This window comes from Tenacibaculum sediminilitoris (assembly GCF_964513795.1).
In the GTDB taxonomy this organism is placed as follows: Bacteria; Bacteroidota; Bacteroidia; order Flavobacteriales; family Flavobacteriaceae; genus Polaribacter; species Polaribacter sediminilitoris.
Genome location: NZ_CAZEQR010000051.1, coordinates 101,676 through 115,735, shown reverse-complemented (window position 1 = coordinate 115,735; position 14,060 = coordinate 101,676). Strand labels below are relative to the sequence as shown.

Below are 14,060 nucleotides of genomic sequence, written 5' to 3'. Positions count from 1 at the left end.
CTAATCAACTATTATCTCAAAAGGATTTGCCAATCCCTTATAGGCATTTAACTCTGCACGCAATGAACCTACTGCTAATGAGGCCTTCATTTTTATTGGTATTTTATTATCATCCGCTGAAATCCATATGGTAACACTTTCTTTAGCTTTAAAAACTCTACCTGCTTGAACTAAAGGTCTAAATTTTTGCGTTTTTACTTTTCCAAATTTTGTTTTTAAGATTTCATATCCTAAAAATCGTAATTTAAATGGATAACTTTTATTATCGAAGAATATATTAAGTTTAATTTCATCTCCTTTTTTTAGGGTTTTAGTATCTTGACTCCTTAAAAAATAAAAGGTAGAGATCATATCCTGTGGCGACCTTACTGAAATTAAAGTGTCTTTATTTTTTCTAAAATCTTGAACATATGCGGTATTCTTCTGATGATTAAAAGTAATATGACGGTTTTTTTTATACCCACCTTCATTAATTTTTCTTTTGAAAAGATAGGGTTCTACTCTATCAATTCCAAAATAACTTTCGTACTTGTCTTCAACTTTAAAAAACCAACTGATTACCCCCGTTGTTTTACCTTTTCCTATAGCATGCAACACTTTTTTATCATCTAGCTTTTTTTCTTTAAGCTCTAAAACGGCTGTTCCTGCTTTTAAAAAGCCGCTATAACTCATATCAAATCGTAGCCATTCACCACTTTTGTAAGCTGTTTTACAACATTGAGCAAAAAAGCTTTGCGAGATTACTAAAAATATAAAAAACAATATTTTTCTCATAATATTCAAACTTATGAAAATTCATAGACAATTACCATTCCAAAAATTAAAAAAAGCTGTTTAACAGAACATTAAACAGCTTTTACCTTATTGTTATTGTAGTTAAAAAGTTCCCCAGGTTTTTAATTCTTCTTCACTCCATAAATATGGGAAGAAGATTCTTCTCTGATACTTTGGATGCAAATATTTACGCCAGTTACTTCCTCCTGTTGCTTCCAAATCTCCATCACTACCTCCAAGATATTTCCCAGCAGCATTATAGTGAGCCATTACCCATTTTACATTTACTGTATAATCATAATGACGCATTGCTTTAATTAGCTCTTCTTCTTCTTGAACTTCTTTTGGTAATTGTTTAAATTTTCTAGAAAGATTACAATCATTATAATCTTCCATAAAATCTATAAAATCACCCATATATTTTTTTTCAAACAAATTTAATAAAGTTGTTTTTTGACCTGTGGTATAATTTTTCCCTGCTGCTTGCCAGTATAAATGATCGTAGGCATTTTTAAATGATGAATTTCTATCAATTGTATCTCGATAACGTGCATCTATCAAATTAATAAGGTCTGTTGATGCAAATTCTATCTTACGATATTGTGCGCTCTGAAAACCACTTGCAGGGGTAAGTGTATTTCTAAATTTTAAATATTGGTCTACATCCATTCCATCTCCCATTACTGTAAACGAACTGCATAGCATATCGAAATAACGACTAATACGCATTAAGTGTTTTGAGAATTTTTCAGCTGAAATTTCTATTGCTTTTGCTACTTGCTCTATTTCCCATAATATCATTTTAAACAGTAATTCATTTACTTGATGATACATGATAAACACCATTTCATCTGGCAGGGTTGTTCTTGGAATTTGTAATCCTAAAAGCGCATCTGTTTGTATATAATCCCAATAGGTTATAGGTTCGCTCCAAAGTAGCCCTTCTAGCATTGCTTCAACAGGAACTCCTAATTTATCATATTTTTCTTCTATTGCTTTTAATATTTCTTCTTTGCTCATTTGTTTGTTCTTTTATAATTACTCTAAATTCTTACTCTTAACATAAAGTAAGATTTATGAGAAAGGAGATTTTATATTCAAATACCTATTTTGATCCATTATATAAATAATAAAGAAACCAAGAAACAAGACAATTATACTGTCTTGAATCTTGGTGTTTTAGTTGCTTTATCTTATAAAATAAGTTTTTACAGAGTTCCTCTTAATTCTTGTTCTCTTTCAATTGACTCGAACAAGGCTTTAAAGTTTCCTGCTCCAAATCCACGAGCTCCCATACGTTGAATGATTTCAAAGAATAATGTAGGACGATCTTCTACTGGTTTTGTAAAGATTTGTAATAAATATCCTTCTTCATCAGCATCAATCATAATTCCTAAAGATTTTAGCTTTTCAATATCTTCTCTTAACTCGTGGCTAAATTCTTCTAATCTTCCTGGAACTGCTTTGTAATATTCTTCTGGTGGAGTTGATAAAAACTCTACTCCTTGAGATCTTAATTGACTTACTGTTTTTATAATATCATCAGTAGCTACAGCAATATGTTGTACTCCTGCTCCTTCATAAAAATCTAAATATTCTTCAATTTGAGAACGTTTTTTTCCTTCAGCTGGCTCATTAATTGGAAATTTAATTCTTCCGTTTCCGTTAGACATTACCTTACTCATTAAAGCGGAATATTCTGTATGAATTTGTTTATCATCGAATGACAAGAAGTTCTCAAACCCCATTACATCTTCATACCATTTTACCCAAACATCCATCTGATTCCAACCAACATTACCAACCATGTGATCGATATATTTTAATCCTGCTGTTGGTGGGTTATAATCTGATTCCCATTTTTGGAAACCTGGTAAAAATGTTCCATTGTAATTTTTACGCTCTACAAACACATGAACTGTTTCTCCGTATGTGTAAATCCCTGCTCTTACAACCTCTCCGTGCTCATCTGTTTCAACAGTTGGTTCCATATATGACTTCGCTCCTCTTGAAGTTGTTTCTTCATATGCTTTTCTTGCATCTTCTACCCAAAGCGCTACCACTTTAACTCCATCACCATGTTTTACAATATGATCATTAATTGGAGATTTACTATTTAATGGTGTTGTTAAAACTAATTTGATTTTATCTTGCTTTAACACATAACTCACTTCTTCTGTAGAACCTGTTTCTAAACCTTTATATGCATGTGATTGGAAACCAAAAGCTGTTTTATAAAAGTGAGCTGCTTGTTTTGCATTACCTACATAAAACTCTACATAATCTGTTCCTAAAAGTGGTAAGAAGTCTTGTGCTCCTTCAAATATTTTTTCTAAACCGTAGTTTACTGATTTTATCTCTTTACTCATGATGTTGTTTGTTTATGTTGTTATTCTAACCAAGATTTGTAATAATCTTCATCTGCTATTTTCATAGCCTCTTCAGTTACTTTTAATGGTTTAAAAGTATCTACCATTACCGCTAATTCTTCGGTTACTGTTTCTCCAATACTTCTTTCCGCTGCCCCCGGATGTGGTCCATGAGGAATTCCCGCTGGGTGCAATGATATATGCCCAGGAGCAATATCATTTCTGCTCATGAAATCTCCATCAACATAATACAACACCTCATCAGAATCTATATTACTATGATTGTATGGTGCTGGAATAGCTTCTGGATGATAGTCGTATAAACGAGGTACAAAACTACAGATTACAAATGCATCTGTTTCAAATGTTTGATGTACTGGTGGTGGCTGATGAATACGCCCTGTTATTGGCTCGAAATCGTGAATTGAAAAAGCATACGGATAGTTATACCCATCATAACCAACAACATCAAATGGATGTGTTGCGTAGACCATTTCAATAATTTCGTCTTGTTTTTTTACATTGATAATGAAATCTCCTTTTTCGTTATGAGTTTCTAACTCTTCAGGTCTTCGAATATCACGCTCACAAAATGGTGAATGTTCTAATAATTGACCAAACCAGTTTCGGTATCTTTTTGGAGTATACACTGGACGATACGATTCTACAATAAACAACCTGTTATCTTCCGTATCGAAATCTAATTTGTATATAATTCCACGAGGGATTACTAAATAATCACCATACTTGAAATCTAAATTACCAAGCATGGTACGTAATTTTCCTGTTCCTTTATGGATAAAAATTACCTCATCTGCATCAGTATTCTTGTAAAAATATTCTTTGGTTGATTCTTTTGGAGCTGCTAAAATAATATTACAATCGGAATTGGTAAGTACTACTTTTCTACTTTGTAAATAATCATTTTCTGGTGCTACTTGAAATCCTCTAAAACGATACGATTTAATATTGTTTTCTTTTGCCACCTTAGGCGCTATCGAGTATTGTTTACGAATTTCTTTGACCATTGTTGGTCTATATTCATGGTAACTGTTGGTAGACATTCCGTCAAAACCAATCGTACCAAATAATTGTTCGTAATATAAACTTCCGTCTTCTTTACGAAACTGAATATGTCGCTTGTGTGGAATTTTTCCTAATTTATGATAAAAAGGCATCTTTAATTAATTTGATAGTTCAACAATGTGTTAATTATGCAATTAACTCTCTTTCTCTATTTAGTCAAATATTTCTACTTATTTATAAATAGTGACTAAATCTCAAAATCAATCAATAATAGCTACTCCGGATTCCGTTTTATCATGAATTTTAAATGCGCTAAAAGATCTTTCCAATGCATTTTAATAGATTTTAGTTGTGTTTTACAAATATACCAAAATAAAAAAGATGTTGATATCTCATTAAATTTCAAATTTTTAGTTTTTTTTATTTAAAATTAATCTAAATAAATTTTGATACTTAAACCCTCTGAGATACATTTGCGCAATTAAAACAATATTTATTTAATCTAAATAAAACAAAAATGAAAAGAATAATTACAACTTTTCTAATTCTATTCACAATAAATTTAATCGCTCAAAAAAAGCAGTTAACAGGTGTTGTACAAGACAATAATGGGCTTCCTTTAGTTGGAGTCACTGTTGTATTCAAAAACACAAACAAAGGAACTCAAACAAATATTGATGGTTATTTTGAGGTTACCAAACCTTCAAAAGTAGCTCAACAAACTTTAGTTTTTTCTTATGTTGGTTATAAAACCAAAACAATTACTATTAATGAAACTTCAAGCAATTTAAAAATTATCCTTTTCGAAGGAAATGAACTTCTTAGTGAAGTAATTGTTGACACAAACAGGAAGAATAAATTTTCTAGAAAAGAAAGTGCTTATGTAGCTAAGTTGCCTCTAAAAAACATTGAAAATGCGCAAGTATATAGCACAGTAACCAATCAGTTACTAGTTTCACAGTCTGTTACTAGCTTTGAGGAAGCCTTAAAAAATACAACTGGAGTTGAAAAGTTATGGTCATCAACTGGTAGAAGTGGAGATGGAGCTGGCTACTATTCTATTCGTGGTTTTTCTGTTCAACCTCAATTGGTAAATGGTGTTCCTGGAATTACAAATGGTTTTATAAACCCTGATAATGTAGAAAGAATTGAGGTTATAAAAGGACCTTCTGCTACTTTATACGGAAGCACCGTAACATCATATGGAGGTTTAATTAATATTGTTACTAAGAAACCATATAAAGGAACTGGTGGAAACATTACTGTTGGCGGCGGTTCTTTTGGTTTTAAAAAATTAACTGTTGACCTTAATACTAACCTTGAAGAAAATGAAAACATCTCATTACGATTAAACGCAGGTTATCAAATACAAGATAGTTTTCAAGATGCTGGTTTTAGAAAGGCTTTATTCTTAGCTCCTGCTATTTCTTATAAAGTAAATAATAGATTGACATTAAATTTTAATTATGAATTATCATCTACAGATCAAACAAATCAAACTTTTCTGTTTTTAAATAGAGGTGCTCCTCTTACTTTTAAAAACTTAGAAGAACTAAATTACGACAGAAATAAATCGTTAACAAACGACGATATTTCTATTAAAAACCCTAACCAAAACTATAGAGGTGAGATTTCTTATAAAATTACCGATAACTGGTCTTCTCAAACAATTGTAGCTGGTAGTAACACAAAATCAAAAGGGTATTATACTTACTTATATAATGTTCAAAATAATTTATTTGGATTATATGCTCAAAAAACAGACGCTTCAACTAACACCCTAAGTTTACAACAAAACTTTATAGGGGATTTTAAACTAGGTTCAGTTAGAAACAGAGTAGTGGTTGGTATCGACTATTTAGATTCACAAATTATAGATAATGGTTCTGGTTATCGTGGAATTAATGTTGTGAATCCACAAGGACAACTAATCCCAGTGCCTCCAGCATTGGGTTTTGCTAATTTACCTACAACAAGAGCAAGTCTTGATAGCGTTTTAGCTAATGTTGATAGATCAAATTCTGATATAAATCAAAATGTTCTTAGTGGTTATATTTCTGATGTTGTAAACATCTTGCCTCAACTATCTGTAATGGCAGGAGTTCGTTATGATAGATTTAATTATAAAGGTGATACAAACGACCCAAGTGATGACGATAAAGAATATACAAAATCTACCTTCTCTCCTAAGTTTGGAATTGTTTACCAACCAATTGTAGACCAACTATCTGTTTTTGCTAATTATCAAAATGGATTTTCTTACGTAAACCCTGAAAGAGTTCCTGTTGACATTTCAAACCCTAATGGAGCTACTAAAATCCAATCATATGACCTAGAACAAGCAAACCAACTAGAGTTTGGTATAAAAACCAATCTATTCAACAATAAACTAGAAACTTCTTTAAGCTATTATAGTATAACTGTAGAAGATAAAGTTATGGGCTTTGGAGCCAGTAAACAACAAGATGCTACAGTAAAAAGTAAAGGTTTTGAGTTAGAAGTAAACGCAAATCCTATTAACGGACTAAACTTACGTGGTGGTATTAGTTATAATGACGCTAAAGTAACACAATCAAAATCTAGACCTGATTTCGTTAATGAACGTTTAGCTGAAGCAGGGCCTGAAACTTCTTATAATTTCTGGGCCGATTATAAGTTTCAAGATGGTATTGTTAAAAACCTAGGGTTAGGTTTTGGACTTAATGGTGCTAGTAAATACAACACTATGGTAGGGTACCCATCAGTAGGAGATTTTTACTTACCTGCCTATACTATTTTTAACGCTTCAATTTATTATGAAGTTGATAAATTTAGAATTAGTGTAAAAGGAAACAACTTAACAGACAAAGAATACTATACAGGGTGGAGTACGATAACACCTCAAGCTCCAAGAGCCTTTTTAGGTACTGTTAGTTATAAGTTTTAAATATGAATAGCTATTTGAATTATTAAATGTTGCAAACACAAAACTCTGAATTTTTGTGTTCAGAGTTTTGCTATTTCAATAAACCACTATGAAAACAATCACCTTTCTTTTTATTTTTATCGGATGTTATGCCTTATATAACACCTCCGAAAAATCTTATTTATCTGATAGTTTTTCCTTGCAAAAATGGTTTCAATCTAATAAGTTTTTCACCAAAATAACTGGAGTAATCTTCTTACTTATAGGTTTATTCTTATCCATCGCATTTTTTGGACTTTCTGCAGGAATTATTGCATGGTTTGTGGCTACTTCACTTTTTTTAAGTTTTATCATTCTCATTACTCCTTTAAGAGTGATAAACTACGTCTCTTTAACTGTCTTATCTATGTTAACCTTTTTAATAGAATTCTTTTTTTAATATGCCTGCTAACTCTAAATATTTAAACCAATCACCTTGGCAACGGTTTGCAAAAATATCTGCTGGTCTTATTGGTGGATATATCATAAGTGCCTTGCTACATTTATGTTTAGTCTTATGGTTACCCAACCCTAAAGAAGTACTCATTACTTCTATCTACACCATTTTTATTATATGGGGAGCTTTGTTAATTGTTCCTTACTTGTTTAAAAATGGGTGGAAAGCTTGGATTCTATATATTATAATTTCAATAATCCTATATATAATCTACTACTTAGGAAGCCAACAAAATCCGTTTGTATAATGAGTAACAGAAATTACAATGTTTTTTTCAATACACATACAGTTAGTGGTATTGTTATAAGTGTAGCCTTGTATGTGATTTTTTTCACGGGTGCTTTTGCGCTTTTTAAAGACGAAATTGAAACATGGGAAGATGGTAAGCATTCACAAAACATTGCCAGAGAAAACATTGATTATGATTTTTTATTAGAAAAGCTCTCAGAAAATCATCATCTAACGAGTAGAGATATTCGTTTTTACTTAGGGCATAAAAGTGACAACATCTATGTTTTAACCTCAGCTGCAAAAGACACAGTAAATATTCCTGATGAAGCTAAATATCAAAACTATCAGGCAATAAATATTCATACTGGTGAAACAGCATCTTATGTAGAAAAATATGGTTTAGGCGAATTTTTATACCGTTTACATTTCTTTACACAAATCCCTACTATTGGGATTTACCTTGCTGGTTTTGTATCCTTATTCTTTTTGTTTGCCATTGTTACTGGTGTGATTGTACATTGGAAAAAAATCGTCTCAAATTTTTATCAATTCAACCCAAAAGTTTCTTTAAAAAGAGTGTGGACAGATGCTCATACTGCATTAGGGATTATTGGACTTCCTTTTCAGTTTATGTACGCAGTTACGGCAGCTTATTTCTGTTTAAGCTTGTTTGTTTTACTTCCTGCTAATTTTTTATACGGTGGTGACCAAGATAAACTAATGGACGATTTACGTCCAGACCGTACATCATATGAGTGGATTGCTAAAACAGATAAAGAAATTCCTAGTGTAAACCAGTTTGTAAAAGAAAACGCCAACCGTTGGTCTCATTTTAATTCAAACTATGTTTTAATTAAAAACTATGGCGGTACCAACATGAAATATTGCTTAATTGGTGAACTAGATTATAAAGAACGTTTTTTAAGTTCTGGAATGGTGTTTTATAATTTTGAAACTGATAAAACCTCAATTGTAAGAAATCCTAATGAAAGTAAGTATACAGATGATATTCAACTTTCTGTAAGCCGCTTACATTATGGTAATTTTGGAGGTATTGCTATAAAAGTTATTTACTTTATTCTCGCGCTTATCACTTGTTTTGTAATTATAACAGGAGTATTGATATGGATAGAAGCTCGTAACAAGAAAAGTATGAGTTTAAAACAACGTTTATACACAGCTAAAGTAGGACACATTTATCTTGCTATTTGCTTTTCTTTGTATCCTGTTATTGCTTTATTTTTCTTAGTAGTAAAACTTCTACCTGAAAACTATCAAACTCAAAAAATGAGTATTTTATATACTTGGTTTTTTGTTATTTGGTTATTAGCTACCATTTACTTTAGGTTCAAGAGAAATAATTACTTCACTAACAAAACCACTCTTCTAACAGGAGCTATTCTAGGTTTTTTAATTCCAATTGCTAGTGGTATAGTTTCCAACAACTGGATTTGGAATACTTACAAGGCTAGACAATTTGATATCCTTACAATCGATTTATTATGGATAGGCATTTCAATTACTGCACTATTCGTATACTTTAAAATTAAACCAGAAGCAAAAGCCAAAAGTGCTTTTACAAAACATCCTATAGATTACAAAAATAGTAAGCAGTTGTTAACCGAAGAAACTCAAAAAACAACTCAAGTTTTAACCACTGAAAAAAACAATCAATTATTAAAAAATAAAAACCACATACCTATGAGAACAAAAATTATAATTCTTTGGATATTTTTAGCAATTGGTTGGATAGTTCACCACATTTACGGACTGTTCAATATATACTACAATGAAACCTTAGTAATGGAGGGTGCAACAGGTGAAGCTCCTTTTTCACATCATATATACCGTATACTTTTTGAAGGAATGTGCTTACTTTTTGGTTTGCTAACCATTGAGATTTCTAAAAAATGGTTTAAGATAACCTCACTAATTTGGGCAAGTATTGCTGGGTTATACAACCTATATCATTTATTTGAAGCTATAATGCATGAAGCGAGTAACATCTCTGAGATATTTATGCTTCTTTTAGTAGCTATAGCAAGTATCTTTTTAATTATTAATATTTATAAATGGATAAAGACCACTAACTAACTCATTAAAACCTTTTAAACACCGTGACACAAGTGACAAGATGTTCAAAATAACCTTGTCACTTGTTCCATCGGCTTATCCTTTATTTCCTAGTCCCCTATATTTCATGGAAATTGCTATTGCCAACAACAAAACACCACAGTTTAAAAAAATACTGCAACTACAAACTGAAAGTTTAGATTGCGGTATAAAGACCTCTATATTTACAATTAATCCCGCCTATGGCAAGGGGTTTGTTACTAGTTATTATTTTGATGGTTTATTAATTAATGTTATTAATGCTAGATTTAAAGAGGATTTTCTTTTTATGTCAAATGATAACCTAAGTATTTTAGAATTTTCTGTTTTAATTGAAGGGGAAAAAATTATCCGTGCTTCTAATTTCAAAAATGACCTCATCCTCGAAAAAAATGAAAGCTGTCTCTTATATAATAGCAATATAGACAATAGAACATTTTTTTATAGAGATAAGCCTATAAACGAGATTAAAATTAGAATGTATGATTATTTCATACAGAAACACCAAATGCAAGCTCTTTTGTCCAATGATAAAGCTCTTGGCTTAAAAAAAAAGGGGAACTTTACTCAACAGTTAACTTCTAATATGGAGAAAATTGTCGCCGAAATACTCCTTAATTCACAAAAAGGGTTGCTTAAACGTCTTTTTTTAGAATCAAAAACTTTAGAATTGCTACACCTACAGTTGGCTGTTCGTACAGAAAAATCAAGTAATTCTAATGAAAATATTCTTAAGAAAATATATAAGGTAGAAGCTATACTTCAAACAAATCTACATGAACAAATATCCATACAGCAACTTGCTCGCAAAGTTTTATTGAATCAAAATGTTTTAAAAAACGAGTTTAAAAAATTGTTTGATGAAACTATTTTTAATTACGCTAAAAAGTTAAGAATGAATAAGGCTAAGAACTTATTAATCCATACTCAAAAACCCATTTACGAAATTGCTGATATGGTAGGGTATAAAAATCCAACTCATTTTACTGCTGCTTTTAAAAAGTACGAAAAAATGACTCCAAAAGAATTTCGAAAAAATTATAATTACACACCAAGTAGCTAATTTATATTACTTTTTTTAAGACGCTTTTAATAAATTTTTATCAGTCCTATTTAACCAAGCTTCATTTCTGTACTCTTTTGCTTTTTTCCCACCATCAATATGATTCCAACCTGGAGGCATAAAAATATACTTTATCTTATCTATCAATCTTGGTGCATTTTTAACATCAAACCATAATTCTTTCCATAATAAAAACTGTACATGCCATATATTTTCGCTATTCAACTTGTTATGCATAATTCCATATTGAATTTTTTCATTCTCTAACTCTTTTTGAAACGTTTTAAATAAACGATCCCAAATACTAAAGGTTTCGCCATAATTTCTATCTAAATAAATATGATTTTTAGCATGATGTACCCTGTGAACTGATGGAGTAATTAATATCTTACCTAACCATTTTTGCTTTCCAATAACTTTTTCATTTATATGTGTTAAAGTAGCATATAATCTTGCTATGGGCTCAATTATAAAAATCATTAATGGGTGAAATCCTATTATTGGGAGCCATATAAAATTAAACGGAGTAAAAAATACATCAAAAATTGATCCTCTTGCAACTACAGTTAAATTCATTTCTTCTGCAGTATGATGTACACCATGAATACACCATAAAACTCGAACTTTATGTCCTAATAAATGAATAAAAAACACGGTAAAATCGTACAACAAGTAAGCTGCTATCCACACATACCATTGAAAACCCAAGTTGAACAACTTATTTTCATATAACAAAAACATGGTGCCTACAATCAATACTTTTGATAATAGAAAATACGGAATGCTTTGTACTAAATAAGATACAATGCTAACCACACCTTCTTTATTTTTTTCTACATAACTTGTTACAATAAGAATTCCCCATTCAACTAGCATTAAAACAAGTACTATTATACTCATATGTTCTAGTTGACCCACAAGTGTTTTTATAAATGATAAATCCATTTTTAATTATTCTTATAAAAATTGTTTTTTAAAAAAGTACACACTTCTACTACTGCTGCTTTTGATGTTTCGGTTTCTCTCAAAGCATTTAGTACTATAAAATCATGTATTGTTCCTCCATATCTTGTTGAAATAACTGGTACTTTAGCTGTTCTTAACTTTTTAGCATATGCTTCTCCTTCATCTCTTAGCACATCATATTCTGCCGTTATTAAAAGAGTTTTAGGTAAATCTTTAAGTTCTTCTAAACTAGCTTTTAAAGGAGCTACTGTTGTTAGTGATTGTGTACTTTTATCAGGAGCGTATACTTCCCAGAACCATTTCATAGTAGCTCTAGTTAAATAATGTCCTTTTGAAAATTGTTCGTATGATTTGGTGTTTAAATTAGTATCGGTTACAGGATACAACAACACTTGTCCAAGAATTTTAGGAACCCCTTCCTCTTTTGCCTTCATTGCTACAATTGTTGCCATATTTCCTCCTACACTGTCACCACCAACTATAATTCTGTTAGAATCTAACCCATATCTTTTTCCATATTTCGATATAAATAAAGCTGCTGTATATCCTTCTTCATTTGCTACAGGATACTTTACTTCTGGAGCTCTTGAATATTCTACAAAAACCACTCCTACGTTTGCTTTTAAAGCAATGTCTCGCATTAAACGTTTGTGTGTTTCAAAGCTATTGAACACCCAACCCCCTCCATGAAAGTATATTAATGTAGGGAGTAATTTTTCTGCCTTTTTTGGCTTTATTATTACTGCGTTTATTTTCCGATTCCCTTCCTTAAAAATAGTTTTGGTAAAAGTAACTTTGTCATACGTTAAGGTTGAATCTTTTTGCATATTCTCCATCGCCAACCTTCCTACATCTAACGGTAGGTTTTGCAATGGTGGACCTTGATAAGAATGGATAACTTCTAAAAATTCTTGAACTGTGTGTTCTAATCCATAGCTCCCTGCTAGTTTTGTTTGTGCTACGGATTTAAACTGTAATAAAACAACAATAATAACTAATAACTTCCTCATACTTATGCCATTTGTTGTGCTACTCTTGTTTTTTTATTTCTCTTAGCAACCTTGTATTTGTTAAACAGATACAATAAGCTAAAAGTTCCTAAATTTACAGCTAGCATAATGGCTAAAACCATGGGCTCACTATAAGCTGAGAATTCTGCAAATGCTAACAACCAATAAATTAACACCCATTGTATCATGTAAAAAGGGGTAACATTTTTACTACAGTAAAAGAACAACCTACTTACATAATTGTTCTTAGGAAGGTTTTTTTCTATTAAATAATACACCCAGAAAAGAACTAAGATACATCCCATTAACCCCATACTTCCTCCTGGACCTAAATGATAATAATCTCCAAAATGATACTCATAATTATAATCACATAGTAACTTTCCTATTACCAGAAAAACGATTCCGATGTACAACATTGGTCTGAACAAAGATGTATCAGCATTTTCAGGTGCTTCCTGATACCTTAATCCTAGATATAACCCCATCAGAATAAAGGAAATCCACGGAAATAAAGGAAAATATACATCAAAGTTATTACCCCAAATAAGATTTAAAACATAATCTACCCCAGGAATTCCTAATTGAATACCACTTACTATTTTTGAAAGCCACATAACGACCAGTGCTATAAGTATGAGTATGTTTTTATTCTTAATTAAGAACTTGAACGACATACCTATTAAAAACAATGATATCCCTATTAGTTGAAACATATCTCCTTTTAAGAAATAGTTTAACATGCTATACGGATTACTTACCTGAAGCCCGCTTACCTCTACAAAACTTTCTGGGAAACCTCCAAAAAACAAAAGTGGTACTATAAATCTTAAGAAGTTTAAAATGTATCCTAAAGTAATAATGAATAACGCTTTTTTAAGAATTCCTTTTTTATTGGAATTTTTTGAGAATGCAAATGAAATTCCCATTACAATAAGGAAAACCGGTGATCCTCTTTCTAATATCTGAGCTATATTTCCAGTTATCGAGTTTTCCCAAGTATCCATACTTGAAAAAATCATCATCACATGCACTGGAATCATAACAAGAACACTAAACCCTCTTACAAAGTCTACAGCTCTTACTCTTTGTGTTTTTTGCATTTGTA

Annotated in this window: 12 protein-coding genes; 4 read left to right on the top strand and 8 right to left on the bottom strand. The window is 31.1% G+C overall.

Annotated features, from left to right (window positions below; translation table 11 throughout):
• From ACKTSW_RS14180 to ACKTSW_RS14165, 4 genes are all read right to left on the bottom strand, one after another.
• Nucleotides 1–774, bottom strand: a complete 774-nt coding sequence (locus ACKTSW_RS14180; RefSeq protein WP_408025906.1) for a DUF3108 domain-containing protein — start codon at nt 772–774, stop codon at nt 1–3.
• Between the two features lie 102 nt (nt 775–876).
• Complete coding sequence (locus tag ACKTSW_RS14175; protein ID WP_408025905.1) at nt 877–1,794, bottom strand: tryptophan 2,3-dioxygenase family protein; 918 nt, start codon at nt 1,792–1,794, stop codon at nt 877–879.
• A 188-nt stretch (nt 1,795–1,982) separates the two neighbouring features.
• Nucleotides 1,983–3,143, bottom strand: coding sequence for a 4-hydroxyphenylpyruvate dioxygenase (hppD, locus tag ACKTSW_RS14170; protein WP_408025904.1), 1,161 nt, complete (start codon nt 3,141–3,143; stop codon nt 1,983–1,985).
• Nucleotides 3,144–3,163: 20 nt separating this feature from the next.
• Complete coding sequence (locus tag ACKTSW_RS14165) at nt 3,164–4,321, bottom strand: homogentisate 1,2-dioxygenase (RefSeq protein ID WP_408025903.1); 1,158 nt, start codon at nt 4,319–4,321, stop codon at nt 3,164–3,166.
• A 365-nt stretch (nt 4,322–4,686) separates the two neighbouring features.
• Here ACKTSW_RS14165 and ACKTSW_RS14160 point away from each other — a divergent pair, with 365 nt between their 5' ends.
• On the top strand, nt 4,687–7,095 hold the full coding sequence (locus ACKTSW_RS14160) for a TonB-dependent siderophore receptor (protein WP_408025902.1): 2,409 nt from the start codon (nt 4,687–4,689) through the stop codon (nt 7,093–7,095).
• A gap of 192 nt (nt 7,096–7,287) precedes the next feature.
• Here ACKTSW_RS14160 and ACKTSW_RS14155 read toward each other — a convergent pair whose 3' ends face one another.
• Nucleotides 7,288–7,428 (bottom strand): hypothetical protein, encoded by a 141-nt coding sequence (locus ACKTSW_RS14155; RefSeq protein ID WP_408025901.1) that lies wholly within the window; start codon nt 7,426–7,428, stop codon nt 7,288–7,290.
• Nucleotides 7,429–7,514: 86 nt separating this feature from the next.
• Here ACKTSW_RS14155 and ACKTSW_RS14150 point away from each other — a divergent pair, with 86 nt between their 5' ends.
• Genes ACKTSW_RS14150 through ACKTSW_RS14140 form a run of 3 tightly spaced genes read left to right on the top strand, consistent with a single transcriptional unit; the run spans nt 7,515 to nt 10,976 of the window.
• Nucleotides 7,515–7,817, top strand: a complete 303-nt coding sequence (locus ACKTSW_RS14150) for a hypothetical protein (RefSeq protein WP_408025900.1) — start codon at nt 7,515–7,517, stop codon at nt 7,815–7,817.
• Nucleotides 7,817–9,895, top strand: coding sequence for a PepSY-associated TM helix domain-containing protein (locus tag ACKTSW_RS14145; RefSeq protein ID WP_408025899.1), 2,079 nt, complete (start codon nt 7,817–7,819; stop codon nt 9,893–9,895). The genes ACKTSW_RS14150 and ACKTSW_RS14145 overlap by 1 nt, the downstream gene beginning before the upstream one ends.
• Before the next feature lie 40 nt (nt 9,896–9,935).
• Nucleotides 9,936–10,976 carry a helix-turn-helix domain-containing protein gene (locus ACKTSW_RS14140; protein WP_408025898.1) on the top strand — a complete coding sequence of 347 codons (1,041 nt, stop codon included), beginning with the start codon at nt 9,936–9,938 and terminating at the stop codon, nt 10,974–10,976.
• A gap of 15 nt (nt 10,977–10,991) precedes the next feature.
• On the opposite strand, the gene ACKTSW_RS14135 is transcribed toward ACKTSW_RS14140, so the two are convergent.
• The 3 genes from ACKTSW_RS14135 to ACKTSW_RS14125 are packed head-to-tail and all read right to left on the bottom strand — an operon-like array spanning nt 10,992 to nt 14,055.
• Nucleotides 10,992–11,876, bottom strand: coding sequence for a sterol desaturase family protein (locus tag ACKTSW_RS14135; protein ID WP_408025897.1), 885 nt, complete (start codon nt 11,874–11,876; stop codon nt 10,992–10,994).
• 47 nt (nt 11,877–11,923) lie between these two features.
• Nucleotides 11,924–12,952, bottom strand: coding sequence for an alpha/beta hydrolase (locus ACKTSW_RS14130; protein ID WP_408025896.1), 1,029 nt, complete (start codon nt 12,950–12,952; stop codon nt 11,924–11,926).
• 2 nt (nt 12,953–12,954) lie between these two features.
• The gene (locus ACKTSW_RS14125) at nt 12,955–14,055 is read right to left on the bottom strand and encodes a heparan-alpha-glucosaminide N-acetyltransferase domain-containing protein (RefSeq protein WP_408025895.1); all 1,101 of its coding nucleotides are present in this window, start codon (nt 14,053–14,055) and stop codon (nt 12,955–12,957) included.
• Nucleotides 14,056–14,060 lie beyond the last annotated feature (5 nt).